Source organism: Bradyrhizobium sp. GW821-FHT12B03, from assembly GCF_058807535.1.
Genome location: NZ_JBXAQU010000002.1, coordinates 254,718 through 277,659, shown reverse-complemented (window position 1 = coordinate 277,659; position 22,942 = coordinate 254,718). Strand labels below are relative to the sequence as shown.

General features: G+C 65.8%; 25 protein-coding genes. 6 read left to right on the top strand and 19 right to left on the bottom strand.

Going from position 1 to position 22,942, the window contains the following annotated elements; genetic code table 11:
- Positions 1-9: 9 nt before the first annotated feature.
- Both AC1RUR_RS05350 and AC1RUR_RS05345 read left to right on the top strand, forming a co-directional pair.
- A complete protein-coding gene (locus AC1RUR_RS05350) occupies positions 10-588 on the top strand; it encodes a DUF1214 domain-containing protein (protein WP_492842050.1) in 579 nt (192 codons plus the stop codon).
- The gene (locus AC1RUR_RS05345; protein WP_492842049.1) at positions 585-1,169 is read left to right on the top strand and encodes a DUF1254 domain-containing protein; all 585 of its coding nucleotides are present in this window, start codon (positions 585-587) and stop codon (positions 1,167-1,169) included. Before AC1RUR_RS05350 ends, AC1RUR_RS05345 begins: the two co-directional genes overlap by 4 nt.
- A gap of 511 nt (positions 1,170-1,680) precedes the next feature.
- Here AC1RUR_RS05345 and mddA read toward each other — a convergent pair.
- The 5 genes from mddA to AC1RUR_RS05320 all read right to left on the bottom strand — a co-directional run bounded on the left by mddA (position 1,681) and on the right by AC1RUR_RS05320 (position 4,039).
- On the bottom strand, positions 1,681-2,454 hold the full coding sequence (gene mddA / locus AC1RUR_RS05340) for a methanethiol S-methyltransferase (protein ID WP_492842048.1): 774 nt from the start codon (positions 2,452-2,454) through the stop codon (positions 1,681-1,683).
- 81 nt (positions 2,455-2,535) lie between these two features.
- Positions 2,536-2,862, bottom strand: coding sequence for a hypothetical protein (locus AC1RUR_RS05335; RefSeq protein ID WP_492842047.1), 327 nt, complete (start codon positions 2,860-2,862; stop codon positions 2,536-2,538).
- 137 nt (positions 2,863-2,999) lie between these two features.
- Positions 3,000-3,410 (bottom strand): hypothetical protein, encoded by a 411-nt coding sequence (locus AC1RUR_RS05330; protein WP_492842046.1) that lies wholly within the window; start codon positions 3,408-3,410, stop codon positions 3,000-3,002.
- A 46-nt stretch (positions 3,411-3,456) separates the two neighbouring features.
- Positions 3,457-3,678, bottom strand: a complete 222-nt coding sequence (locus AC1RUR_RS05325; protein ID WP_492842045.1) for a hypothetical protein — start codon at positions 3,676-3,678, stop codon at positions 3,457-3,459.
- A 55-nt stretch (positions 3,679-3,733) separates the two neighbouring features.
- The gene (locus tag AC1RUR_RS05320; protein ID WP_492842044.1) at positions 3,734-4,039 is read right to left on the bottom strand and encodes a nickel-binding protein; all 306 of its coding nucleotides are present in this window, start codon (positions 4,037-4,039) and stop codon (positions 3,734-3,736) included.
- A 146-nt stretch (positions 4,040-4,185) separates the two neighbouring features.
- On the opposite strand from AC1RUR_RS05320, the gene AC1RUR_RS05315 reads away from it, so the two are divergent.
- Positions 4,186-5,979 carry a winged helix-turn-helix domain-containing protein gene (locus AC1RUR_RS05315; RefSeq protein WP_492842043.1) on the top strand — a complete coding sequence of 598 codons (1,794 nt, stop codon included), beginning with the start codon at positions 4,186-4,188 and terminating at the stop codon, positions 5,977-5,979.
- Positions 5,980-6,259: 280 nt separating this feature from the next.
- Here AC1RUR_RS05315 and AC1RUR_RS05310 read toward each other — a convergent pair whose 3' ends face one another.
- From AC1RUR_RS05310 to AC1RUR_RS05290, 5 genes are all read right to left on the bottom strand, one after another.
- Entirely contained in the window at positions 6,260-6,538 is a 279-nt protein-coding gene (locus AC1RUR_RS05310; RefSeq protein ID WP_492842042.1) for a hypothetical protein, read from the bottom strand.
- A 606-nt stretch (positions 6,539-7,144) separates the two neighbouring features.
- Positions 7,145-8,323, bottom strand: a complete 1,179-nt coding sequence (locus AC1RUR_RS05305) for an MFS transporter (protein ID WP_492842041.1) — start codon at positions 8,321-8,323, stop codon at positions 7,145-7,147.
- An 84-nt stretch (positions 8,324-8,407) separates the two neighbouring features.
- Entirely contained in the window at positions 8,408-9,778 is a 1,371-nt protein-coding gene (locus AC1RUR_RS05300; protein WP_492842040.1) for an NAD(P)-binding domain-containing protein, read from the bottom strand.
- 47 nt (positions 9,779-9,825) lie between these two features.
- On the bottom strand, positions 9,826-10,143 hold the full coding sequence (locus tag AC1RUR_RS05295) for an ArsR/SmtB family transcription factor (protein WP_492842039.1): 318 nt from the start codon (positions 10,141-10,143) through the stop codon (positions 9,826-9,828).
- A 77-nt stretch (positions 10,144-10,220) separates the two neighbouring features.
- Entirely contained in the window at positions 10,221-11,048 is an 828-nt protein-coding gene (locus AC1RUR_RS05290) for an MBL fold metallo-hydrolase (RefSeq protein ID WP_492842038.1), read from the bottom strand.
- 93 nt (positions 11,049-11,141) lie between these two features.
- On the opposite strand from AC1RUR_RS05290, the gene AC1RUR_RS05285 reads away from it, so the two are divergent.
- Positions 11,142-12,014 carry a LysR family transcriptional regulator gene (locus AC1RUR_RS05285; RefSeq protein WP_492842037.1) on the top strand — a complete coding sequence of 291 codons (873 nt, stop codon included), beginning with the start codon at positions 11,142-11,144 and terminating at the stop codon, positions 12,012-12,014.
- Between the two features lie 76 nt (positions 12,015-12,090).
- Here AC1RUR_RS05285 and AC1RUR_RS05280 read toward each other — a convergent pair whose 3' ends face one another.
- The 6 genes from AC1RUR_RS05280 to AC1RUR_RS05255 all read right to left on the bottom strand — a co-directional run bounded on the left by AC1RUR_RS05280 (position 12,091) and on the right by AC1RUR_RS05255 (position 19,214).
- On the bottom strand, positions 12,091-13,056 hold the full coding sequence (locus AC1RUR_RS05280) for a tripartite tricarboxylate transporter substrate-binding protein (protein WP_492842036.1): 966 nt from the start codon (positions 13,054-13,056) through the stop codon (positions 12,091-12,093).
- A gap of 118 nt (positions 13,057-13,174) precedes the next feature.
- Positions 13,175-13,939, bottom strand: a complete 765-nt coding sequence (locus tag AC1RUR_RS05275) for a hypothetical protein (protein ID WP_492842035.1) — start codon at positions 13,937-13,939, stop codon at positions 13,175-13,177.
- A gap of 196 nt (positions 13,940-14,135) precedes the next feature.
- A complete protein-coding gene (locus tag AC1RUR_RS05270) occupies positions 14,136-14,582 on the bottom strand; it encodes a hypothetical protein (protein ID WP_492842034.1) in 447 nt (148 codons plus the stop codon).
- A gap of 29 nt (positions 14,583-14,611) precedes the next feature.
- Positions 14,612-18,040 (bottom strand): CHAT domain-containing tetratricopeptide repeat protein, encoded by a 3,429-nt coding sequence (locus tag AC1RUR_RS05265; RefSeq protein WP_492842032.1) that lies wholly within the window; start codon positions 18,038-18,040, stop codon positions 14,612-14,614.
- A gap of 208 nt (positions 18,041-18,248) precedes the next feature.
- Positions 18,249-19,010 carry a hypothetical protein gene (locus AC1RUR_RS05260; protein WP_492842030.1) on the bottom strand — a complete coding sequence of 254 codons (762 nt, stop codon included), beginning with the start codon at positions 19,008-19,010 and terminating at the stop codon, positions 18,249-18,251.
- A gap of 15 nt (positions 19,011-19,025) precedes the next feature.
- Positions 19,026-19,214 carry a hypothetical protein gene (locus AC1RUR_RS05255; protein ID WP_492842028.1) on the bottom strand — a complete coding sequence of 63 codons (189 nt, stop codon included), beginning with the start codon at positions 19,212-19,214 and terminating at the stop codon, positions 19,026-19,028.
- Positions 19,215-19,468: 254 nt separating this feature from the next.
- Between AC1RUR_RS05255 and AC1RUR_RS05250 the strand changes: the two genes are divergently transcribed.
- The gene (locus tag AC1RUR_RS05250; RefSeq protein WP_492842026.1) at positions 19,469-20,446 is read left to right on the top strand and encodes a DUF2336 domain-containing protein; all 978 of its coding nucleotides are present in this window, start codon (positions 19,469-19,471) and stop codon (positions 20,444-20,446) included.
- A gap of 2 nt (positions 20,447-20,448) precedes the next feature.
- Here the strand turns inward: AC1RUR_RS05250 and AC1RUR_RS05245 are convergent, their stop codons facing one another.
- Positions 20,449-21,405 carry a LysR family transcriptional regulator gene (locus tag AC1RUR_RS05245; protein ID WP_492842024.1) on the bottom strand — a complete coding sequence of 319 codons (957 nt, stop codon included), beginning with the start codon at positions 21,403-21,405 and terminating at the stop codon, positions 20,449-20,451.
- A gap of 101 nt (positions 21,406-21,506) precedes the next feature.
- On the opposite strand from AC1RUR_RS05245, the gene AC1RUR_RS05240 reads away from it, so the two are divergent.
- Positions 21,507-22,256, top strand: a complete 750-nt coding sequence (locus AC1RUR_RS05240; RefSeq protein WP_492842022.1) for a molybdate ABC transporter substrate-binding protein — start codon at positions 21,507-21,509, stop codon at positions 22,254-22,256.
- Positions 22,257-22,313: 57 nt separating this feature from the next.
- On the opposite strand, the gene AC1RUR_RS05235 is transcribed toward AC1RUR_RS05240, so the two are convergent.
- Positions 22,314-22,658, bottom strand: a complete 345-nt coding sequence (locus AC1RUR_RS05235) for a DUF1491 family protein (RefSeq protein ID WP_492842020.1) — start codon at positions 22,656-22,658, stop codon at positions 22,314-22,316.
- Positions 22,659-22,711: 53 nt separating this feature from the next.
- Positions 22,712-22,921: a hypothetical protein gene (locus AC1RUR_RS05230; RefSeq protein WP_492842018.1), complete on the bottom strand. Its 210-nt coding sequence runs from the start codon at positions 22,919-22,921 to the stop codon at positions 22,712-22,714.
- Between the last annotated feature and the right edge of the window lie 21 nt (positions 22,922-22,942).

The following is a 22,942-nucleotide window of genomic DNA, read 5'->3' as shown; positions in this document are numbered from 1 at the left end:
TCGAAACCCGTGCGGCTGATCCTGATCACATTGACGGCCCTTCTGCTCGCAAGCGTGGTCGGCGTCGGCGCGACCTGGATGACGACCACGCGCGGCACCGAGATCGGCGCGCTGACCATCGGCCCCTGGACCGCGCGCCCGCGCACCGGCACCGCGGACGTCGATCCCTATTCGCGCGCCACCATCGTGCGCAACGGCGAGCTTCCGATCGGTACCGGCGACGGCGTCGCCTTCACCGCCACCGCCGACGACAAGAAGAAGGCGCTCGACGGCCGCTGCGACGTCGTCGTCTCCGGCGTGACGCCGCCGGCGCGGTTCTGGACGCTGACGCTGTACGACCGCAAGGGCCACCTCGTCGCCAATTCGCTGCAGCGCTACGGCTTCACCAGCCAGGAGATCGTGCGGCAGTCCGACGGCTCGTTCGAGATCCGCATCGCCTCGCGCTCGCGCGCCGGCAACTGGCTGCCGACCGGCGGCATCGAGCGCTACGCGCTGATGCTGCGCCTCTACGACACCCCTGTCGGGGTCGCGACGCGCACCCAGCGCGATGCGCCGATGCCCACGATCTCGACGGTGGGCTGCTCATGATCCGGCTCTTGTTCACCATCGTCGCGGGCGTGGTGCTGGGCCTCGTGGTCCATCTCGTCAGCGTGCTGGCGCTGCCGCGGATCGCGACGCAGGATGCCTATTCGCGGCTGACGCCGATGACCAAGCTCAACGGCGTCACCCAGCTTCCCCTCGCCGATCCCAACACCTCGCCGATGCCGTTCATGGATCCGGCCTTTGCGCTGGCGATCTGCCGCTACGACCTCGCAAGCGGGCCGATCAAGCTCACCGTGCCGGTGAGCCAGGCCTATACGTCGGTGTCGTTCTACACCCGCAACGAGATCGCCTATTACGCCATCAACGACCGCTCCGCCGGCAGGAAGGTGATCGAGCTCGACCTGATGACCGAAGCGCAGCACAACGAGCTGCCCGAGGACGAGGAGATCACCGCGGCCGACCGCCTGATCATCGATTCCCCTACGACCACCGGCCTGATCGTGATGAAGGCGCTGGCCGCCGAGCCCGGCCTGATGCCGCAGGCGCAAGGCTCGCTTCAAGCCGCGACCTGCGCGCCGCAGACCGAGCCGCCGGCCAAGGCCGAAGCGCCGCGCGGACGGCGGTGAGCGGGGCTGGCAAAGCCCGCGCAAAACAGGAACTGAAAAAACAACCCCATGCACAGTAGCGCGGGCGTTGAAATGATTGGCCGTTTCGAGTTCGCGCCAAGCCGGCGCCTGTCGAGCTGAGACATCCACTGCCCGTCGCCATGTTCAGCTTTGACACGTCGGGCAAAACACTGGCAGAATGGCATCGTCGAGAGTTCGTCACACCCGCGCGGAGAGATCCGACGCGGTTTTTCATGCCGAAGCAGATCGCCATGATCGACCGATCCCTCTCGCTCCCACAATGAGTGATCTTCGTCTCGCGCGATGCAATTGGCATTCCGCTCGAGGCTGCCCCGGGACAGTATCCCGCCGCAGAACACGCCTGCTCCGCCGGAGGCCACCGCGCGCACCGGATGACCGCCGCCGCGCGTTCAGCGATCCGGGTGTCGTGACGGCGCGACACCCGGATCGTCCAAAATACGACGGAAACGAGCAGGTGCCCGCCGCTTCGTTGCGGATGCCCGACTGCGCGTCAGAACAGGCCCGGGATCAGCATCGCGACCTTATCCCTGTAGTGACGGTACTGATCGCCGAACAGCGCCACGAGATCGCGTTCCTCGAGCCAGATGCCGAAAAAGATGTAGGCGGTCGTCACGGATGCGAAGAGCAGGTGACCGACCGTCATGGTCGGCGTCGTCCAGAATGCGACGATGAAGCCCAGATAGATGGGATGCCGGATAAGGCCATATAGTCCGGGCGTCCTGAACTTCATGGGTGCTGCCAGCCGCCCCAGGAAATGCGAGACAACCTGCGTTAGGCCGAACAGCTCGAAATGGCTGATGAGGAACGTGCTGTAGAGCACGATGAGCCAGCCAATGAAGTGGCCTGCGACCGCGGCATAGGCGAGCGACGGCGTCTCGATCGACCAGATCACCGCCGGCATGGGCTGCCACTGCCAGAACAGCAGGATCAGGCTCAGGCTCGCCAACAGCACATAGGTGCTGCGCTCGAGCGCCGGCGATGCGACGCTGGCGAACAGCCGCTTGAAGCCCTGTCGCGCCATGCCGCTGTGCTGGACCGCGAACAGCGACATCAGCGCGAGATTGACGACGAGTGCATACGCCGACGAAGGCGCCGCACCGCTGTCGATCGTCTTCGGAACGATGAGCTGTGAGACGAAGCCGATGGCATAGAGAAAGGTGCCGAAGAAGACGAGATAGGAGAGCACGCCGTAGCCGAGCACAAGGCTGCGTGCGGCAAGCGAGCTCTGGGCCTGGACCGGCCCGTTCTGCAGGGTGATGGACATGTCCTGATCTCCTGATGTGCGATTGATTGGGATGACGGGCCACGGCGACGTCCGATCCATCGCCGTGGCTGTCGGGTCGGCTCAGATGCAGGTGAGCCCGATGCAGACCTTCTTGACATTGCAAAGGCTGCCGAGGCAGTCGACCGGCTTCCGCTTGGCCGGGCTGTCGCGGACGTTCACGCCCCCGCCGCCGGCGCTGCGATGATCCCGGACCTCCGGTTGTCCCTCACGATGGTCACGCACCACCGGCTTGTCGCGATGGTCGCGGACATTCGTCGCCGCGGGAGCCGTGGCGAGCGTCATCACGACGCCAGCCATTCCGATCGCCAGCGCGACTGTCGTCTTGAAGGCGTTCTTCTTGAAGGCGTTGCTGTTGAATGCAGGCTTGGACTTGAAGGGCGAGTTCATGGCTTTCTCCTATGTTGGAAACGATGTTGCAGGGACGTGCGAACCCGGGCGGCGAAGGCGGATCTGCCTTCGTCGTCGGAGTTGGTGAGGCACGACGCCGACGGCGCCGGCCATGGATCGTTGAAGACGCGGTACGCTTAGCGCGCGCGATGGTCGCGAAGCTTCGGCTCGGCTCTCGCCGTGACGCAGCCGCCATCGGGCGTGTGGCTGTGGTTGCGCGGGTCGCAGAATGTCCTCGACGCCTGATTGGCCTGGCCGCCGCGATGATCGCGCACGACCGGATCCTCCGCCTTCGCCGCAGCGGGCGAAAGCGAGCCGGCAACGATGAGAACGAGGATCGCGGCGCGGACACCTGATGCGCTGCGGCGGCCGGCATTGTCGCCGTGCCGGTCGCCGAGCTCCTTCAGCAGGAATTGCGTGGCCGCCCGCTCGCGCTTGGCCAGCATGTCGGCAACCGACCGGTTGACGAACCGGCGTAGCCGCACGAGCACGGCGGCGAGGTATCGGTGCGACGGGCTCAGCGATGGCGCCTTCGAGAGTGTGGACATGGGATTTCCTTTCGATGGGTTCGAGACGATGGCGCCGGCGCTGCCGTCAGTAGCTGGACGCGCAGTTGTCGTATTGCCTGTTGCAGGTCCGATTGATGCAGGCAGTCCAGTCGCCCCTGCCTGCTGCCCCCGCGCATCGCTGGTTGCAGAGCCTGTATTTCTGAATGCAGCTCATCTTCGCCGCGTCGGCCGTTCCGGCCGAGCTCAGAACCGAGCCGGCCGCAAGACCGGCGATCAGCAGGAAGGATTTCCAGAAGGATTTGTTCACGTGTTGCTCCTCATCGATGGGTTGGTTGTCCTGATCGTTGGACGGTCGCCAGACGCTATTCCGCTGCAGCCGACGGCTGTGCGGGATCTGCACGCACGACGACGGTGGCGGCGACCTTGTAGAATTCCTCGCCGGGCATGCCGACGCGACGCGCATGCTCACGGATGGACTCGCCGTCGCGCGCCTCATAGATGCAGAATGTGCCGATACGGCCGTCGGCCTCGTGCACCACGTAGCTGCGGATCCAGCGCACACGGTCCGGCATCTGCTCATTGCCAATACGGGCGGATTTCGCGCCTGCAGCCTCAAGCTCGGCGAGGTTGGCCCAGGCGCTCGGGCGGCGAATGACGTAGAGTTCCATGTCAGATCTCCTCAGGGGTTGTTCGACAGCGCGGCTGACGACCGCATGGGAGCTATAGGCGCAGGCGGCGCTGACCGTCCTTACCGGGGCCTGATCATTTCCTGATGCCTGGCTGAACCTTTCCGGTCCTGCCCGGACACACCGATATGATCCTCAGGTTCGGACCCTTCGAGCTCGACGAAGCGAGCCGCGTCGTTCTGTGCGCGGGGCGCGAGGTCGCCTTGCAGCCGAGGGTGTTCGATCTGCTGGCCTATCTGGTGCGCAACCGCGAGCGGGTGATCGGAAAGGACGAGCTGCTGGACGCGATCTGGCCGCACGTGACCGTCACCGACAATTCGCTGCAGCGGGCCGTGAGCCTGCTCCGCACGGTCCTGCGCGACGGCGGCATGGACGGCGCCATCCGCAACATCCCGGGCAAGGGCTATCGTTTCTGCGTCGACGATGGGCCGGAGGTGCAGGCTCACATCCCCGCGACGACGGGCGAGCGGGCCCAGGAAGTGCGGACAGGGGCGCAGCACGCAGCGGCCGCACAGCTGTGGACCGAGGCCGCGGCCTTGTTCGAAGCGGCCGATGCCGCCGGGATTCTCGATGGTGCGGATTTGCATCGATGGGCCCTCGCCCTCCAGTGCACCGGCAGGAGCGATGCGGCAATGCCGGTTCTGGTTCGTGCCGTCGCGGCGCATACCGAAGCCGGCAATGTGCCGTCGGCCGTCGTCGATGCGGTCACCCTGTCGGGCCTTTACTTCGAGCGCGGCCAGACCGCGATCGCCAAGGGCTGGCTCGCCCGTGCCGAAGACTGGGCCGCCGAGGTCGATGATGCCGCGACCGCAGCGCTGGTCCTCTGGATGAAATCGAAGGTCGCAGCCTTCGACGGTGAGCCGGATCTGGCGCTCTCGCTGGCCGATGAGGCCTATGGCGTCGTGCGCCACAAGGACGCCATAGGCATCGAGGCGCTGAGCCTCGTCTACCGCGGCTTCTATCGGCTATGCCTCGGAGATACGCGCGCCGGTCTGGCCGACCAGGACCATGCGGCGACCCTGGCGCTCTCCAGTAACCAGCTCGACCCCGTCATGGGCGGAATCCTCTACTGCAACATCCTGTGGGCCTCGCGGATGTTTGGCGACTGGGCCCGCGCCGACCAGTGGACGCTGGGCTACCAGAAGCTCTGCTCCGAGAGCGGGGTCGAACTGACCGGCTCGTGCCAGCTCCACCGTTCCGAAGTCCTCGGCGTCAGGGGATCGCTCGGCGAGGCCCTCACCCGCATCGAGGACGCGCTCTCGCGCCTCAACAGCGACGCGCCATGGTCGATCGGCGATGCCCATCGCGTCCTCGGCGACATTCAATCCGCCATCGGCAACGACGGCGCGGCACTCGAAGCCTATGACCGGGCCTATTCGCTCGGCTGGTGCCCCGAACCCGGCCGCGCCATGCTGCTGCTGGAGCGGGGCGAGGCGGAAGCGGCCCATGCGAGCCTCGAGCGCAGCCTGATCGGCAAGACCTGGTGGACGCTGCAGCGGCGCGGCATCCTGTTCGCGCATCTGGCGCTGGTCGCCGCGCATACCGGCCGTCGCGACCAGGCGCAGGAATTGATCGAGGAGCTCGCGGGCAGTGCCGACCGGTGGCCGATGCCGTCGATCCGCGCGCTCACCAACGAGGCGCAGTCCGTGCTCGCGCATGCCGGCGGCGACCTCGAAGCCGCCTTGCGTCACCTGCACCTCGCCCGGCAGCTCTGGTCGAGCATCGAGGGACGGGTCCAGGCCGTGAGGTTGCGACTGCGGATCGCGACGCTGCAGCTCGAACGCGGCGACGTTCGCGGCGCCGCGGCCGAAGTTCATGCAGCCCAGCTCGTAGCGCGCGAGCTCGGCTCGCACAAGCTCGAGGCAGGCTGCAGGGAATTGCAGCGCAGGATCGAGACAGGACAGACCGGCCGCGCCGCCTAGGCGTGAGTGCGGTCAATCTGAAGGCAGCCAAGCACCTCGGTAGTGCCCTTACGGTCCGAAGCTGACGTAGATGGTCAGCGAGCAAAAACCGCGAAGATGAGCACACCCAACAACAGAAACGCGGCCGCCCAAAACAATATGCCGATGAGGACTTCAACGAACGGATTTGATTTCAGGCCTCAGGAGGACAGGACTTTTCGGCCTGTGCTTTCGAACACCCCATCAATCAATCCTTCGATCAAGGCGCCAATCATGCGCAGGAGGATTTCGGCCATTGAGGCTAAACTGGGTAGCGCCACTTCAACGCGCGGCGCAGCAAAAGCAAAGCCACCATGATCGCGAGGACGGCGAGCCAGAGGAAAGCTGGAACGGGCGACTGATCGTGTATGTGGGCAATGTACAACACGAGGCCCAACAGGACGGCAACCAGCGCGTTCGATACCCAATACAAGGGCGAGAGTCCAATTCCCGTTGCTGCGAGCTCAGCAGCCCGTTCGCGTGCTTTTGCTGCGCGCCACCAACAAAAGCCGAAGAATGCAAGAGCACCAAGCCAGCTCATTCCCGCACAATCAGTTGGATTTGCGTCGCTCGTCTTCGAATGGCGGGCGACTGAGATGCCTCGTGAGACGCCCTTCATTGCCCCACCCGTAGCGCTTGGCGAACGGAACGTACAGAAGGCAGGCCAGGCCCAACACCGTCAGCACCATAATCAGGCTGAGGCCGAGGAACACGTAGATGCTGGACGTACCCCCGACGACGAGGACGAGCATGAGGGTGGAACGAATGCTGAAAGGCCACATGCCCGCTAAAGTAGCACGAGGACGCTCCTAGCTGGCAGCTCTCTGACGATTAGGGTTTGCAGACCATTAAGTCAGCTTCCGGCCCATCGGCGAAGTGGCAGCATTGCTCCACGAGGTCCGCTTATTGAGGCATGCCGGACAAGATTTGCTCAGGCTGAGTTCTCCGCATTTTGACCTGAAATAAACATTCGATTTGCTGTACGAAAGCGGCCGCGTGAGCTCGTAGGCCGACTTGCTGCCGCCCACTTGCTGCACTTGACTTCGAGCCAGCCCATGCCGCCGTTGCGACAGAATGGCCGCATGGAAAGCTCGTCACGCCCGCGCCAGCAATCCGCGGCGGGCTTCTCATGTCCGAGCACGCGCGCTCACGATGGCCGCTTGTTCGACTGCGTCATCCGCGCCCACATCAACGCCAGCGGCCCCACCGCAATTCCCGCCGCAAGCACGATGAACGCCAGCAGCCAGCCGTTCGCGCTCTGCGGGCCGCCGGCTGCGTCGAGCGCGGCGCCGGTGCCCCAGGCTCCCAGCGCCGACAGGCCGAAGCCGACCGTCGAGTGCAGGGCGAGCGTCGCGCCGCGATGTTCGGACGTCGCCGCGGCCGACATGCCGGCGGTCAACGCGCCGGAATCGGCCGGCACGGTCAGGCCATAGAGGAGCAGCAGCAGCGCCAGCATCCATGCCGGGGCCGTCGCGTTGAGGCCGATGATCAGCGCAATGCAAGCCGACGCAATCATCACGATCGTGATCGCCCGATGACGGCCGAATTTCAGCGCGGCCTCGTTGCCGAGGATGCTGGCGGGCATCGAGATCACCGCGAAGCCAAAGCTCAACACGACGGGACTGAGCCACGCAGGCGCGCCTTGATGGGCGACGACGAAGGTCCAGAACCCCACCAGCCAGGTGCGGATGCCGTAAAGCTCGAAGCAGTGCGCACCATAGCCGAGGATGTATCCGAGCGCCTCACGGTTGGCGAAGACCGGGGCGAAGTTGAGCAGGCGCCCGGCCTTCGGCGCGGGCCGCCGCGCGTCGATCAGGAGACACGCGAGGACCATTGCGACCGGACCGAAGCCGGTGACGAGGAACGCCGTCCTCCAACCCCAGCGATCGGCGATCAGTTGCGCCACCAGGAACGAGAGGCCGACGCCGACCGAGAAGCTCGACGTGTACAGCGTGACGGCCCGCGAGGTGTCGCCGGCGGGAAGCCGGTCGGTCAGCGCCTTCAGGCCGGGCATGTAGGCGCCGGCAAATCCGAGGCCCGCGAGAGACCAGATCGCCGTGCCCGACCAGAACCCTTGCGCGAAGAGGCCGAACGCGGCGGTCGCGAGCCCGCTGACGATCGAGCCCCAGAGCAGGACGAGCCGCGCATCGATCCGGTCGGTCAAGGTCGTCAGCACGGGCACAGCGAGCATGTAACCGAACGCATAGCCGCTCGCCATCAGGCCGCCTTCGGCGGCGGAGAGGCCCCATGCCGGCATCAGATGCTGCGCCAGGTTCGCGGACAGCGTCACATGCGGCAGCAGATTGCCGAGCTGGCCGATGCACATCACCGCAATCAGAGACCGGCCGCTCAGGCTATGAATGGCTTCCTCCATTGCGAGGAAAATGGCGCGATGCCTGACATAGGCGCCTCATGAACAACCACACCCCGACGAGCCAGACTTCCTTGCCGATTCATCGGCGGCGCAGCAGGCCGATGGTTCTTCTTTCGCGGGCCCGCCGCAGCATCCCGACGCGGCGGCAGCGGTCTCGAGGCCGCCGCGCGTGCAGACGCCGGTCTCGGGCAGCACAAGCTCGACTCTCGCCGCGGCGCGCTTGTCGCCGGCGATATCAGCCGCGATCGAGCGGACCTGCTCGTAGCCCGTCATCATCAGGAAAGTCGGGGCGCGGCCGTACGATTTCATGCCGGCGAGATAGAAGCCCGGCTCGTCATGCGCGAGCTCGCGCGCGCCGTGCGGGCGCACCGTGCCGCAGCTGTGCTCGTTGGGATCGATCAGCGGCGCCAGGGCGACCGGCGCCTCGATGGCCGGATCGAGCCGCAGGCGTAATTCGGAGAGGAACGCGACGTCGGGACGGAAACCCGTCGACACGATCAGCTCGTCCGCGATCATGCGTCGCGCGCCGCTGCCGGAGCCGGCGGCGATCTCGAGCCGGCCTGCGGATTCCCTGAGGTGCGTGACGCCGAATTCGGTCTCGATCCTGATCTTCCCGGCGGCAATCAGCGCCGCAAAGGCGCTGCCGAGCTCACCGCGTGCGGCGAGCTTGTCGTTGCGGCCGCCGCCGAACGCCCTGGCGGGATCGGCGCCGCGCAGGAGCCAGACCGGTTGCGTGCCCGGCACCTCGCCCGCGAGATGCGCGAGATCGATCAGCGTGCCCACGGCAGAATGACCGGCGCCCAGGACGGCAACGGTCTTCCCGGCATACCGCGCGCGAGCGGCGCCGCGCACATCCGGCATGCCGTAGGCGAGGCGGTCCGCGCATTCGGGCTCGCCGATCGCCGGCAGGCCGTTGCTGCCGGCCGGATTGGGGGAGAACCACGTGCCCGACGTATCGATCACGGCATCGGCGCGCAGCACCTCGGGCCCCCTGCCGTTTTGGTAGCGGATTTCGAACGGCGCCTGCTCGCGCCCCCTCGTCCTTGCCTTGTCGAAGCCGACACGGCTGATCGCCGAGACGCGGCTGGAGGTCCGGATCGCCTCGCGCAGCGGCGTTCGCGTCGCGAGCGGCGCAAGATATCGATCGAGCAGCTCGCCGCCGGTCGGATAGGACCGGGGATCCGGCGAATTCCATCCCGTCAGCGCCAGCAGCCGCGCCGCGGCCTTGTCGACGTTGTAGTCCCATGGCGAGAACAGCTGCACGTGCTGCCACTGGCGGATCGCATGTCCAGCCTCCGGCCCGGCCTCCAGCACGACGGGCGCCATGCCGCGTTCGAGCACATGCGCGGCCGCAGCGAGGCCGACGGGCCCCGCCCCGACGATAGCTACCGTCTTCCCGTCACCCATTTCATCCTCCCGTAATTCTAGAAATTTCGAATAATGGGGCAAAAGAGTCAGGCCGCCGTCCGGGCGCCCTTGCATTCGGCCTCGTCCGCACAGCACTCCGCCGCCAGGAACTCGACCAGCCCCCGCATCAGGTCGTAGTTCGCGTGACAGACCAGGGTCGTCGATTCCCGGACCTGGCTGATGAGCCCGACCGCGACCAGAGACTTGATGTGATGCGACAGCGTCGATGCCGGAATCTTCAGCTTGTCCTGCAAGCGGCCGACGGGCATGCCCGACCGTCCGGCCCGAACGAGGGCCCGATAGATCTGAAGCCGTGTCCGGTTACCAAGGGCTTCCAGACGTGCCGCTGCGTCGTCGATCTTCATGGCCGGCATCCTGCCCGCGCCCGGCTCCCGCTGTCAACTATATTTCTAGAAGGTTCGAAATATTGGTGTCCGCGCGCTCAGTGCGTCCCGCACCGGCAGTTCTCGTAATCGACGGGATCATGGCTGTTGACGATCGTCACGCGGTCGCCATGGTCGAGCTTCAGCGCGCGCAGCCGCGCCTGGTTGGCGATCCGCATCTTGCGATCCATGTCGGCGCGGCGCTGGAAATAGCCGAGCACCAGCGGCATGCGCGGGGATGCCGCGAGCTGGCCGTGATGGAAATAGCTGTCGCCGGCATGCAGCAGCCATGTGTCGCCTGACCGGACCGCGATGCCGCAATGGCCGAGCGTATGGCCGGCGAGCGGGATCATCAGGATGTCCGCTTGCCTGTCGCCGAGCGCGCGCACGCCCTTGAATCCGAACCAATCTTCGCCGGCTTCGCCATAGAACGTCCAGCCCGGTCCATGGCTCCACTGCCCGGTGACATAGCGCCCTTCCGGCGGCGCCGGCTTGCGCTGCACCGCCATGTCGTATTCGGCGCGATGGACGTGGATCGCGGCATGGGGAAAGTCGGGCACGCCGCCGGCGTGATCGCGATCGAGATGGGTCAGCAGCACGTGGCGCACGTCCGCGGGCGAATAGCCGAGCGCCTTCACCTGCTCGACCGCCGTCTCGGCCGGATCGAGTTTTGGCGCGGTCTGCCGCAGCCATCGCCGTCCGAGCTGGTCAGGGGCTGCGATGTCGCCAAGCCCGATGCCGGTATCGACCAGCGCAAGCCCGTCACCCGTTTCGATCAGCAGGCAGTGGCAGACCATGCGGGCGCGCTGGAACACGCCGCCGGTGCCGTTCACCAGGCGGCGGCCCATCGGGCACATCGTGCCGGTGTTGAGATGATGGATTTTCATGGAAGTTCTCGCCCGTTGTGAACGGGGCCTTCTTGCCATCGTCCGAGCCATAGGTAAAATATTGAATATTGATCATATCTCTAGGTATATCCTATGGACATCCGCGAGCTTCGCTACTTCGCCGCCGTCTATCGCGCGCGCAACCTGACTGCAGCGGCGCGTGCCTGCTTCGTGTCGCAGCCGTCGATCTCCACCGCCATCACCAATCTGGAGGCCGAGCTCGGCACCACGCTTTTCATCCGGCACAAGAAGGGCGTCGCGCCCACCGCCTCGGCCGAGCAGTTTCACGCGCTGGCCCGCCGCATCATCGACGAGGCCGACGCCGCGCGCAGCCTGTTCAGGAAGCCGGCGACCAGGACGACGGTCACGCTCGGCCTGATGCGCACGCTCGACGTGCCCAGAACGATCGCGCTGCTGAAGCCGCTGACGGCACGCGACGACATCGCGCTGCGCCTCGTCGGCAGCGACGAGCGCGCCGATGCGCGGATCATCTCGAAAAACATGCTGCGCGCCGACGAGCATTTCGTCGCGCTGTGGAGCGAGCGTTATGTCGCCGCCTTGCCGCCGTCGCATCCGCTGACGCTGAAGGACAGGCTCCGGACCGCCGATCTCGCCGGTGCTCCCATGATCGACCGCTGCCATTGCGAGCAAAGCGAATTCTTCGGCCGTGCCGCGCAGCGGCGCCGGACTGCGGCGATCGCACAATCGGAGGACTGGGCCATGGCGCTGGTCGCCGCCGGCGTCGGCATCGCCATCGTCCCGGAGGGCGTGGCGAAGGGCAATCCAGACGTCGCCGTGCGCGAGATCGAGGTCAAGGTCAGGCGCGAGGTTGGGCTCGCCTACCGCGCGTCAGTACCGCTGGCGGACGCGCTGAAGGACTTCGTCGCAAAGCTCCAGAAGCAGCGCAGCTCGGATCGAACCGAGCGCCGGCCTGGCGCGCGCAAAGCGCCTGGCACGGCACGCTGACCGCGCGGCCAAGCCGCGACCGCGATTGCCGCCGCTAGCGGCGGTCCTCCGCCGTCCCTGCGCGAGCCGTAACGGCTCAGTCTGCGAACTGGCCGGCCGCCTTGATGATCGGAGCCCAGCGATCGATCTCGCTCGTCAGCACCGCCGCGAGAGCTTCCGGCGTCGCCTTGTCCTGCGCGACCGGTTCGGTGTTGATGTCGTTGAACCGGGCGATCAGCGTGGGGTCCTTGAGGGCCGCCTGGAGCGCCGCCGCCAGCTTCTGAACGATCGCCGGCGGCGTGCCCTTGGGGGCGTAGAGGCCGTGCCAGACGCCGAGTTCGAAACCCTTGAGGCCGGCCTCGTCGGCGGTCGGCAGATCGGGCAGGCTCTTCAGCCGCTCCCTGGTGGTGATCGCATAGGCCTTGACCTGCTTGGCGTTGATCGGGCCGGTCGTGTTCGTCGCCTGATCGCAGGTGAGATCGATCTGCCTGCCGAGCAGATCGTTCATGATCGGACCGTTGCCCTTGTAGGGCACCGTGGTGAGCTGCTTCTGGATCGCCGTCATGAACAGCATGCCGCACAGATGCGATGCCGCACCTAACCCGGCATTGGCGTAGGTCAATTTGTCGCCCTGCTGCTGCGCGTAGGCAACCAGTTCCTTGAGCGTGTCGGCCGGGAAATCCGGGCGCGCGATGATGGTCATCGGCGCATTGGTCACGAGCCCGATCGGCGCAAAGGCGGTCTTCGTGTCGTAGCTCAGATTGCGATACAGCGTGGCCGCGGTCGAGATGCCGACGTGATGGACCAGCAGCGTGTAGCCGTCCGGCTGGGCACGCGCGGCGCGGGTCGTGCCGATCGTGCCGCCGGCGCCGGTCGCGTTCTCGACGATGATCTGCTGGCCGAGGGATTTCGCCATGCTTGCCGCGGTCAGGCGCGCGATGGTGTCGGTCGGTCCGCCGGCGGCGAAGGGCACCAGCACGGTGATCGGCCGGGTCGGATAGTCCTGGGCGACCGCCGAGCCGAGCGGCAGAAGCAGGGCTGACAGGATGACGATGAAACGCATGTTTTTCCTCCGGCTCTCGTTCGCTCCATATGAGCGCATTTTCGGCACCGCTACCATCGGGAAAGCAATATGATCAAGGTCCCGCGACCATGTGGCGCCGCCGGCACAATCCTGCGGACTAACCGATCAGGCCCTTCAGGCCGGCGTAAACGGAGCCGACGGCCGTTGCGGCGATGCCGGCCAGCGGACCCACGGTCTGCATGAGGTCCTGGATCAAACGAGCCCGGCGGCGCAATTGCTCTTCGCCGACATGCTGTCCGAGCAGGCGCGCCATCCTGAAGGCGAACGCGTTCGGCTTGCCGCCGTGAGCAAGCACGCGCGGCAGCACCTGGAAGATCAGGACGCCCAGGATGTTTCCGGAGACGAAGGCCAGCAGGATACTCGCGCCGTATTCGAACACTTCCCGCCATTCGATCCACACGGACGGCAGGATCGGGACACGATCGTGGATTCCGGTGACCGTCAGCATCGACAGAATGCTGGCGCTCGCAGCCAGGAACGCCAGCACGAACGCTCCCAGCGCCGAAACCCTGTGCAGGGGATAGGCCACGAACCCGAACAGCAGCGGGATCGCAATCGACGCGATCCGAAGCGGGATCGGAGAGAAATTGAAGGTGATGGTCACGAGAACATGCGCGGCCGTCAGCAGCAGCGATGGAATGACGACGTAGAGAACCGCATGGGTTCCGAAATAGCGCAGCGGATTCCTGTACCGCTCGAGGCGGACGTTGACCCGATCGAGGTCCCGCCTGAGCCTGTCGAGGTCGGCGACGATGTCGTCGATCTCGAGAAGCGTCGGCCGCACGACGCGCAGATCACGCGAGCAGTGCTTGCACGCGATGGCTTCGTCCTTGATCGTCTCGGCGCAGAACGGACATTCCATCGTCAGCGCGGCTTCCTGCGCCGCATGATGGCCTCGACTTCGTCCCTGGCCTGCCTCAGCTCGTCGCGCAGCTCGTCCCGCTTGCGCCGCAGATCGTCCCGTTCCGCGATCAGCGTGGCGGGAACGGCGATGTCACGCCCGCAGGACGCGCAAACCAGCGCGCCATCCGCGTTCCCGGATTGGCAGTACGGACACGTCACTTGGGCGCGACCTTCAGCGTGAAGATCGTCGTGCCCGGCCGGCCGTCACTGTCCTTGATGTCGACGCGAACGGAGTATTCGCCCGGCGGCAATTCCGCGTCCTGGATGTTGATGCCGTCGGCCTGGACGAACGGCTTGACCCGGGCGGTCAGATCGACATTCGGCGTGCGCAGAAAGATCACCTTGACCGATTCCGGATCGATCTTCGCCCCGCCGTACGACTCGAACTTCAAGACCAGCCGCAAGGGCGAGTTGACGGAATCGCCGGGCGAGACGAATTCCACCTTCGGACCACGCATGATGCCGCGCCGGTCCGCGGCAATCGCCCCCTTCGGCGGCGGAAGCCTGGCCTCCTCTTCCGTGATCAATTGTGTTGCCGCTCGCGCCGCTCCCGAAAACAGCAGGCCCGCCGCGATGGTCCCAAGCAAGATGGTCCGCTTCATTTCCAGTCCAACCCTTCCCTCGCCTGCCATCAGCGTACACCGCCGTCACCGATGATCGTGTAGGGCGCCCAGAACAGCGGATGAGCATAGGCGAACTCGGTCTTGCCTTCGCCATTGAGATAGCCGGGGCCATCGACGAGGGCCATCATCGCCTCGCGCAGCGCTTCGCTCCGCGACAGCTTCGGATCGTCGGCCTGCCGCTTGAACAGGTCGGTCACCAGTTGCCGTGCCGATTGCGAATGCACCGACCAGTTCGTCACCAGCAATGCCCGTGTGCCCGCATAGAAGAACGCCCGGCCAAGCCCCGAGGCCGCCTCGGCCCCTGCACCGGCACCCGCGCCGGTATTGCAGGCCGACAGGATGACCCAGTCGGCATCGAGCTTGAGACCGAGAATCTCCTCCATGGTCAGCAGGCCGTCTCCGCCCTCGCCCGTCACGGTCGGGGACGACAAGGCGAGCGCCGGCTGCGTCAATCCATTGAGCTCGCCGGGGACCAGACCGTGAGTGGCGAAAGCCAGGATCCTGAAGCCGGAGAGATTCATCGTCTTGACCGCGCTCTCGGTCGCACTCTTGCCGAGGAACAACACTTTTGACGGATCCGCCTGCAAGGCAAGCGCGATCGACTTCAGCTCGTCGGCCGTGTCGGCAAGCCGGGGCAGCAGACCGAGCTCGGCACTGTCGACGCCGTCCAGCTTCGGACTGCTGCGCCTCTTGAGCGGCCCGCCACGCGTCAAATTGCCGCCGGCGTCGGCAACCACAATCCTGGCCTGATCGCCTTCCGCCTCGGCCTGCTGATCCCTGTTGAAATAGGGATCGCCGAATGCCACGAGGTCACCGCGACCAGGCTTGCCCGGAGGCAGCTGCCGCAGCGTGCGCAAGGCAGCCGCGGACGGGACCGTCGACACGGCATGGGTGCGGGCCAGCCAGGGCACGTTGCGGTAGCCGACGAACAGCGGATCTTCGTCCTCTGCCACTTCGGCAGGTGCCGTCGGCAGCAGCGAGAGCGGCAGCAGGCCGAGCGCTCCATTGGTGACCACGATGAGCTTCCTGGCCGGCTTCCACCCGGTCTCGACAGGCTTCAGCAGCAGCTCATAGAGCTCATGGCCGAGCTTGAGATCGAAGGCCGGAATGTCCGAGATCATCGCCGCCTGCGGCTCCAGCGCCTCCCGCAGCTTGCGAATCTTCGTCTCGACTTCGCCGATACTCGCCTTGACCGCGGCGAAGGCAACCGGGCCCGACTTCGGCACGGCCCAGACGAAGCTGCCATTCTGGCCAAAATAGAAGGACAGCATGGCCTCGTCGTCCGCAAGCGTCGCACGGATCTCGGCGACGCTCGGGGGCCTCGGCGAGACGAGATCGGCGTAAGTGGGAAACTTCTGCTTGATCTGCTGGCGCGCCTTGTCGCGCTCGCCGCGCAAGGCGGCGATCGACGCCTGGATCTGCTGAACGCCCTTCTCGTCGCGCTCTGCCGAGGGAAGCGCGAGCACGTTGTTGAGCGTGCCGAGCTGGGCATTGACCTGCTTGGTCAGGTCCTGCTCCTTGCGGACGAGCTCGGCGAGCGCGGGATCCTTTGCGGCTGCGCGGGCACTGGAGGCCGCAAGCGCCTGCTGCACCGAGCGGCCACGAACGGAATCGGCGAGACTGAAGGTCTCCTCGCCAATGCCATGGCCGGTTCCCTCCGCCCTCGCGAGCAGCAATAAGTAGTTCTCGACGATCGACTGCAGCCGCTGGCTGCGCGCCGCCACCACGCTCGTGTTCTCGTCATCGGCGTTTTCGTTGGCGTTCGCCATCATGACCGGAATGGCGGCCTTGAATTCCCGGATCGCCTCGGCGTCGCGCCGCGCACGCATCAGGCCAACCGCCAGGGTGCCGCGCGCCGAGGCGGCGTCGAAATGGCTTTCGCCGACCCGACCGACCTGCTTCTTCACCAGCTGCTCGGCGGCCGCGATCCCGGCGTCCAACTGGCCGGCACCGTAGAGCGACATGATCCGCGACGGATTGAGCTCGAACACCTGGCGGCGCTGCGGCTCCCAATTGGCGATCGCCTTGTCGATCCGCGCAAACATCTGGTTCGCCTCGACGGCCTTGCGCTGGATCGTCAGAATGCCGGCAAGCTGCGAGAACAATTGCACGGTCGCATGCGAATCCTCCGGCACGCCGACCGCCTTGTTGATCTCGAGGGCGACGCGGCCGAGCTTCTCGGCTTCGTCGTAACGGCCCTGATCGACCAGAACGCTGGCCAGCCCCATCATGAAGCGCGGGGTGACCGGGCTGTACTTGCCCGTGTCCTTCAAGCGCGACAGCAGCGCGCGGCGCGCATCGACCTCGGCCTCGGCCAGCCGCCCCTGGCGCGCCTTCATGCGCGCCTGATTCAACACGGTGCCGTCGATCGCCTGGAGCAGAATGGTCTCGGCCGGCGGATTGTCCGACTCCATGATCGCCTTCGTGCTGGCGCGCTTGCGCACCTCCGCCGTGCGATAGGCGGCCTCGGCTTCGGCGAACTGGCCGCGCGCCTCGAAGACCAGGGCACGGGAGATCTCCAGCTCGCCCTCCCAGCTCTGGCCGAACCTGGCGTAGGACGATCGCCAGGCAGGATGGCCGCTGGTACGCGCCTCCTGGATCGCGGTCAGGCTACGACGCAGATAGGCTTCGGCCTGCGAGACGTCACCCATCTGGATGAGAACGCTGGCGACCGCGCGGTTTGCATTGAACTGCATCCCTTTGGCACCCGGCATGCTGGCAGACTCGCTCAGAAGCCTTTGCAAGATCTCGAGTGCACGCTTCGGATCGCCTGCGAGGGAGTACTGCAGCGACTGGAGCTGCAATATTCGCCCCAACATGTTCGGGCTGACGGCTCCGCGCCCGACTTCCACGGCCTTGTTGGCGTCGGCGATGGATTCGGCGAGCCGGCCGAGCTGCGCACGCGCATTGGCGCGATCGAAGTAGAATTGCGCGAGGTCCTGGCGAGACTCCTTCCCGGTCGGCGCAGCGTCGGCGTCCGACTTCAGCTCCGCGAGCACCTTCTCGTCCGGCTTCTCGTGATCGAGGATTGCCGTGATGTCGGCGATGGTGCGCGGCGGCGCGATGAAGTCCTTCGGCAGGGCGGTACCCGGCTCCAGCTTGGGCGCCACCTCCTTCGGAATTTCGACGGCCACGTTGGCGCGTCCGTTCGCGGCGTTGAGGGCCGCCATCATGCAGGCTTTCACCTGCGGCGAGGCCTTGGCGCGGCAGGCTTCCAGATTGGCACCGCCCGCCGGCCCTCCGCCGGCGCGCATGCAGGCCTGAACGATCGGCCTGCCGACGCTCATCCGGCAGTTCTCGAGCGCCGCCTCCTTGGTCAGCGCGGCGGCCGAGCCGGTCGATCCGAGCAACATGGCAAGGGCCAGCACCTTCCGGATCGTTCGGGGCGGGGTGAAATTCAGACGGCTTTCAAACGGACTCCCGGCGTCCATGCTCATGATGAAAGGCCTTTGGCGTAAAATGATTTGGTGTAACCAAATAATCCTACCCCTCCGGCTGGGGAGAACAAGCGCCAATCAGGGGCGATCCGCGGCTATGCTGAACCGGATCGGCGCCGGCAAGCCCGAGTTCCCGGCGCCCGCCGTCGGCCGGACGCGCAAGCGCCGATCGCAGGATGGGTCGCGGGCCAAGGCGCCTTGTGCGCGATCAGCCCCGCACGCTGACCGGGCGCTGGTAGACCGGCTGCGCCGCGACCGGCGGGTTGGCGGTCTGGGCGGCGAGCTCGCCGATCAGCCGATCGGCATCGGCGGCCATGCCGTCGGGAGCCTGGATCACCAGGCGTTCCAGCGCCCAGCGATAGGAGGAGACGCGCTGCTCGAGGCACTGCTGCACCCACTGGATGATCAGCGAGTTCTCCTGCATGCGCTCGACCGCATCCTCCCTCTCCTTGGGCGAGAGGGCGGAGACGCGCGCCATGCTGGCATTGCGCTTCTTGTCGAGATCGATGACGCGGATCGCGGACGCGAAGAACGGCTCGAAACGGGTGGTGTCGTTGCGCACGTCCTCGATCAGTTGCGCATAGCGCGAGGAATGCGAGCGGTGCGGCTCGTCGATCAGCGTGCGCCCGTACATGGTGCGGTCGAACACGATCTTCTGCCGCCACGGTGACGGCAAGGCCTTGTAGTCGCCGAACACGCTCTTCCAAGCGGGGCGCGACAGCGGCGGCTCGATGAGGGGATAAGCGAGGTCGCGCAGCTGGCGCTCCTCGTCGGTGAGCTGGAATTGCGACGGCTTCAGGCCGACGCTCGCGGTGACCTCGGTGCCGAGCCAGCGGTGCATGTCGTCGCTGCGCATGCTCTCGCGGGTTCGGCCGAAATCGCCGCCACTACAGGCGCCCAACGTCGCACTGATCAGCGCGAGCAGGACGGCCGATACGAAAGGCCGGATCTGGTGGGTGGTGTCCGGCATTGCAAGAACCGGATGCTAGCGGCGGCGACGACGGCGTCCCGGCGCTGTGCCCGTTTCCGGCCCACGATCGCCGCTGGTTTCGTCCGCCTCGCGCTCGATGCGGATCACGGGAAGGATCAGGATCGTCCCCATGTCCGCGCGCGGTGCGACGTCCCCCGACGAGCCTACCCGGCGACCGGCCGGAAATTCGATGATGGTCCCCATGTCAGCTCTCTCAATTGCCGCGCGACCAAACGCGCCCCTGCAACATGCGGATCATTAAGATCAGCTCATGGTTAACGGGGTGTAAACATGGCCTTTGGACCGTAGCCGCACGGGCGCGGGCTGCGCCGTCCCGCTGCGGCACGACGAGGCCTTAAATTGCAGGGTCGGCTTCACACCTCGTTTTCCTTAACGAGGCTTTAAAGGAACCTCGATACGATCCCCGCAAGTGTCTCTTCCGAGTTGCGTACGCCTCCATGACCAAGTCGCTGTTCCCCGGATTCGACGGGCTGATGAACCTGTCCCGTCGCGAAGGCGTCGATGTTCGTCCGACGCTGCTGCGCGTGCTGACCGACCTCTATGTCCAGACGCGCGTCCACAGCGAGGACGAACAGCGCCAGTTTATCGAGCTCGCGACGCGGCTGATCGACCAGGTCGACGATGCGACGCGCGCAGCCATCAAGGCAAAGCTCGCGATCTATCCGCAGACGCCGGTCCCGGTCCTGCAGAAGCTTGGGCTGGTCGCCGCCCAGGAAGGCCGCAGGGTCCCGCTCGCGCGCGAGATCCCGGCTCCCCCGGCAGCCTCCTCTCCGGTCCGCACGCCGACCGAGGCCGAGCAGCGCATGGCCTCGAACATGGCGATGCAGCCGAAGGACGCCGCTGAAATCCACGACATGTTCTTCCGCGCCGATGCGACCCAGCGCGCGCTGATCCTGCACAATCTGGCGCAGACGCCGTTGAAGGCCGCGCCGCGGATTCCGACCGTGCGCGCCAAGCGTGCGATCCAGATCCTGGAGATGGCGGCGATCGCGGGTGACGTCGAGAATTTCACCCTCGAGCTCGGCGACAGCCTGATCCTGCCCTCGCGCGTGGCGGCGCAAATCGTCGACGATCCCGGCGGCGAAGCACTCGCGGTCGCCGCGCGCGCGCTCGACATGCCGAGCCCGAACTTCCAGCGCATCCTCTTGTTCTTCAAGCCGGAGATCGGCAATTCCGTGAACAACGTGTACAGGCTGTCGCGGCTCTATGATCGCATCAGCGATCGTTCCGCGCTGGTGTTGCTGGCGGCCTGGCGCGGCTCGACGCTCGCGGTGACGCGCGCAAAGTACCAGTCGTCGCTGCATGACAGCGAGCGCCAGCGCGCGCGCGCGGGCGCAAGCCAGACGCGGCCGGGCGTACAGCCTGGATCCGCGCCGGGGGTGCGGACCGGCACCGGCGGATCATCGGAGCGGTAGGATCAGCGCCCGCTTGCGCCGCCGGTTTTGTGGAATCGTTTAGCTTCCAACCGAACGGCGCTCAGAAGAGCTTCGGCGCCAGCGCTAAGAGTCCGGTGCTTCAGCTTAAACACGGCTGTGGGAAACTGCCACGTCGGCAAATCGACGCGAATGGGTTTGAGGAGCGTGCGCCAAGGCGGGAACGCGAGGACGGAGCCAGGAACGAGCGTCAGAAACCGACCAGTTGCGAGCAGCCCTGCACGAAGATTGAGGGAGTTGCTCAGAATGCGGTTTGTGGGCGGAGAGAGGCCTTCCGCCGCGCACGCTTTCATGAAGGGCGAGCTCTCGTCGAGTTCGAATGGCGAGATAATCCACGGCTCCTGGATAATCTGTTCCAGTCTCAGCTTTCGGCAGGCTATCCAGGAATTCCCTGCACCCGCCACGACCACGAGCCGTTCCTGGTAGAGGCCCTCGACTTCGAGGTCCGGCTCCGGCGCGTTCCGGGTCAGTCGAGTGATGGCAAATTCGCCGCGGCGCTCGCCGAGATAGGCCTGAAGTGTGGACGGGGTGATCGCCTCGATCTCGAATCTCAGGCGGGGGTAACGCTGGGAAACACGTTCGACGGCCGCAGGAACGAGACCAGCCGTCCAAATCTCACTAGAAGCGAACCGAACCTCGCCGGTGCCGGGGGTCGCCATCTCCTGAACCGCGGCCACGCTGCGGCGCAATTCGTCGAAAACAACGGCCGCGTGGCTCGCGAGCGCGGCACCGTATCGGGTCAGTTCGGTTCCGCGCGCAATGCGATCAAACAGCGGTACGCCCAGCTCGTGCTCAAGGCTCGCAATGGTACGCGAGACGACCGGCCGCGATACCGACAGGCGCTTGGCGGCCTTCGCCATGTTGAGCTCGGCAGCGACGGCGAGAAACACGTGCAGATCGCGAGGGGAGATGCGCTGTCCAATCCGATCTGACCATTTCATGAGGCGTACCCACAAAGCTACGGATATGTTCGAAATGCGAGCTTTAAGATACGGCTTGGCTCCGTTAGCTTCCAGCTCGAATGTGCGTATTGGGGCTTGTTATGCGGAAAGCGATCGTGTTCGCGGCCATCGCGGCGTGCCTGGGCGTATCGCCTGCGGCGGCCGAGGAGATCGTCGTATTCAGCACTCCCTCCTTGAAGCCGGTGCTGTCTCAGCTGGTCCCCGATTTCGAGAAATCGACCCAACACAAGCTCACGATCCGTTTTGGCTCCGTCGCCGCATTGAAACGGGAAATCGACGGCGGAGCGCCATTTGATGTCGCGCTGCTGCTACCTCCGCAAATCGACGACCTCATCGCGGAAGGAAAGGCGATCCGCAGTTCCCGGGCCGACCTTGCGGTGGCCTTGACGGGCGTCGCTGTCCGGAAAGGGTTTCCAAGGTTCGACGTCAGTTCGCCCGATGCGGTTCGCCAGTCTCTGTTGTCGGCCAACTCCGCAGCTTACGCTTCCGACAGCGCCAGCGGACAACACTTCCTCAGCGTGATCGATCGACTTGGCATTAGCGCGCAAATGCAGCCGAAACTCCGGAAGGTAAGCGGAAATCCGGTCGAAGCCGTGGCGCACGGCGAGGCTGATCTGACGATCATCACCGTTCCCAACATCGTATCCATCCCGGCGGTGGAGTTCGCCGGCGTCCTACCATCGCAGCTGCAAAACATCACGACCTACACGGCAGCGGTTTCAGCTGCGGCCGAGAGGTCGGCGAGCGCCAACGCCTTGCTTCGGTACCTGAACTCGCCCGACGGCAATACTGCGTTTATCGCCAATGGACTACAGCGGCCCGCTCGGTAAAGCCGACGGACCTGCCCAGTTGCCTATGACCCGCGCGCGGCGTGTCCACGCTCTGAGTTAAGTCTTCGCCAATTCCAGGAAATGCCGCCCCGCGCGGTCCTCGGTCTCGACGATCCAGGCATCCGGATCGAAGCGGATTTCCTTGGTCAGTCGCTCCTCCACCGCAGGCTCCGGCATCGGCTGCGGCCCGGCCGGCACGAAGAAGCGATCGACCGGCCGGCCGTCGTCATAAGAAGTCTGCGGCGCGGGCACAAAGAGCATCGCGTTGCCGTCGAGCAGCGCCACCTTCACGAACACCGCGCCCGCCTCCTCGGCGCCGCGACGGCGCACCGCGCCGAACACGCCCTCGGTCTGGCACCGGCGCAGATAGGCTGCGACCCATATGTTGGATTTCAAACGCATGAGTCGGACGATAGGCCAGCGCGAAGCACCCCGCCAGTCTCGCCTTGCGGCTGCTACGCCTTGGATACGCCCTGTCCGCCGCCGATCTGGCGTGCGACGAGGTAGGATAGCGGCATTGCAAGCGCAAATCCCAGGCCCACGGCATAGGGGATGGTCCTGATCGCCTCCGCGGCAAGGCTCGGCACCATCAGCACCACGATCAGGCTGACACCCGCCAGCACGGTACCCAGCATGATCCAGACGAGAATCGAGACCTTGAACATGACGACCTCTCTTCCTTGATG

Bases quoted from the DNA above. Each gene is read 5' to 3' on its own strand.
- AC1RUR_RS05295 (WP_492842039.1), bottom strand. From the start codon at position 10,143: ATGAAGATCGACGACGCAGCGGCACGTCTGGAAGCCCTTGGTAACCGG.
- AC1RUR_RS05310 (WP_492842042.1), bottom strand. From the start codon at position 6,538: ATGAGCTGGCTTGGTGCTCTTGCATTCTTCGGCTTTTGTTGGTGGCGC.
- AC1RUR_RS05230 (WP_492842018.1), bottom strand. From the start codon at position 22,921: ATGTTCAAGGTCTCGATTCTCGTCTGGATCATGCTGGGTACCGTGCTG.
- AC1RUR_RS05245 (WP_492842024.1), bottom strand. From the start codon at position 21,405: ATGAAATGGTCAGATCGGATTGGACAGCGCATCTCCCCTCGCGATCTG.
- AC1RUR_RS05270 (WP_492842034.1), bottom strand. From the start codon at position 14,582: ATGAAGCGGACCATCTTGCTTGGGACCATCGCGGCGGGCCTGCTGTTT.
- AC1RUR_RS05290 (WP_492842038.1), bottom strand. From the start codon at position 11,048: ATGAAAATCCATCATCTCAACACCGGCACGATGTGCCCGATGGGCCGC.
- AC1RUR_RS05320 (WP_492842044.1), bottom strand. From the start codon at position 4,039: ATGGAACTCTACGTCATTCGCCGCCCGAGCGCCTGGGCCAACCTCGCC.
- AC1RUR_RS05330 (WP_492842046.1), bottom strand. From the start codon at position 3,410: ATGTCCACACTCTCGAAGGCGCCATCGCTGAGCCCGTCGCACCGATAC.
- AC1RUR_RS05305 (WP_492842041.1), bottom strand. From the start codon at position 8,323: ATGTGCATCGGCCAGCTCGGCAATCTGCTGCCGCATGTGACGCTGTCC.
- AC1RUR_RS05300 (WP_492842040.1), bottom strand. From the start codon at position 9,778: ATGGGTGACGGGAAGACGGTAGCTATCGTCGGGGCGGGGCCCGTCGGC.
- mddA (WP_492842048.1), bottom strand. From the start codon at position 2,454: ATGTCCATCACCCTGCAGAACGGGCCGGTCCAGGCCCAGAGCTCGCTT.
- AC1RUR_RS05345 (WP_492842049.1), top strand. From the start codon at position 585: ATGATCCGGCTCTTGTTCACCATCGTCGCGGGCGTGGTGCTGGGCCTC.
- AC1RUR_RS05335 (WP_492842047.1), bottom strand. From the start codon at position 2,862: ATGAACTCGCCCTTCAAGTCCAAGCCTGCATTCAACAGCAACGCCTTC.
- AC1RUR_RS05240 (WP_492842022.1), top strand. From the start codon at position 21,507: ATGCGGAAAGCGATCGTGTTCGCGGCCATCGCGGCGTGCCTGGGCGTA.
- AC1RUR_RS05275 (WP_492842035.1), bottom strand. From the start codon at position 13,939: ATGGAATGTCCGTTCTGCGCCGAGACGATCAAGGACGAAGCCATCGCG.
- AC1RUR_RS05255 (WP_492842028.1), bottom strand. From the start codon at position 19,214: ATGGGGACCATCATCGAATTTCCGGCCGGTCGCCGGGTAGGCTCGTCG.
- AC1RUR_RS05235 (WP_492842020.1), bottom strand. From the start codon at position 22,658: ATGCGTTTGAAATCCAACATATGGGTCGCAGCCTATCTGCGCCGGTGC.
- AC1RUR_RS05250 (WP_492842026.1), top strand. From the start codon at position 19,469: ATGACCAAGTCGCTGTTCCCCGGATTCGACGGGCTGATGAACCTGTCC.
- AC1RUR_RS05280 (WP_492842036.1), bottom strand. From the start codon at position 13,056: ATGCGTTTCATCGTCATCCTGTCAGCCCTGCTTCTGCCGCTCGGCTCG.
- AC1RUR_RS05315 (WP_492842043.1), top strand. From the start codon at position 4,186: ATGATCCTCAGGTTCGGACCCTTCGAGCTCGACGAAGCGAGCCGCGTC.
- AC1RUR_RS05285 (WP_492842037.1), top strand. From the start codon at position 11,142: ATGGACATCCGCGAGCTTCGCTACTTCGCCGCCGTCTATCGCGCGCGC.
- AC1RUR_RS05260 (WP_492842030.1), bottom strand. From the start codon at position 19,010: ATGCCGGACACCACCCACCAGATCCGGCCTTTCGTATCGGCCGTCCTG.
- AC1RUR_RS05265 (WP_492842032.1), bottom strand. From the start codon at position 18,040: ATGAGCATGGACGCCGGGAGTCCGTTTGAAAGCCGTCTGAATTTCACC.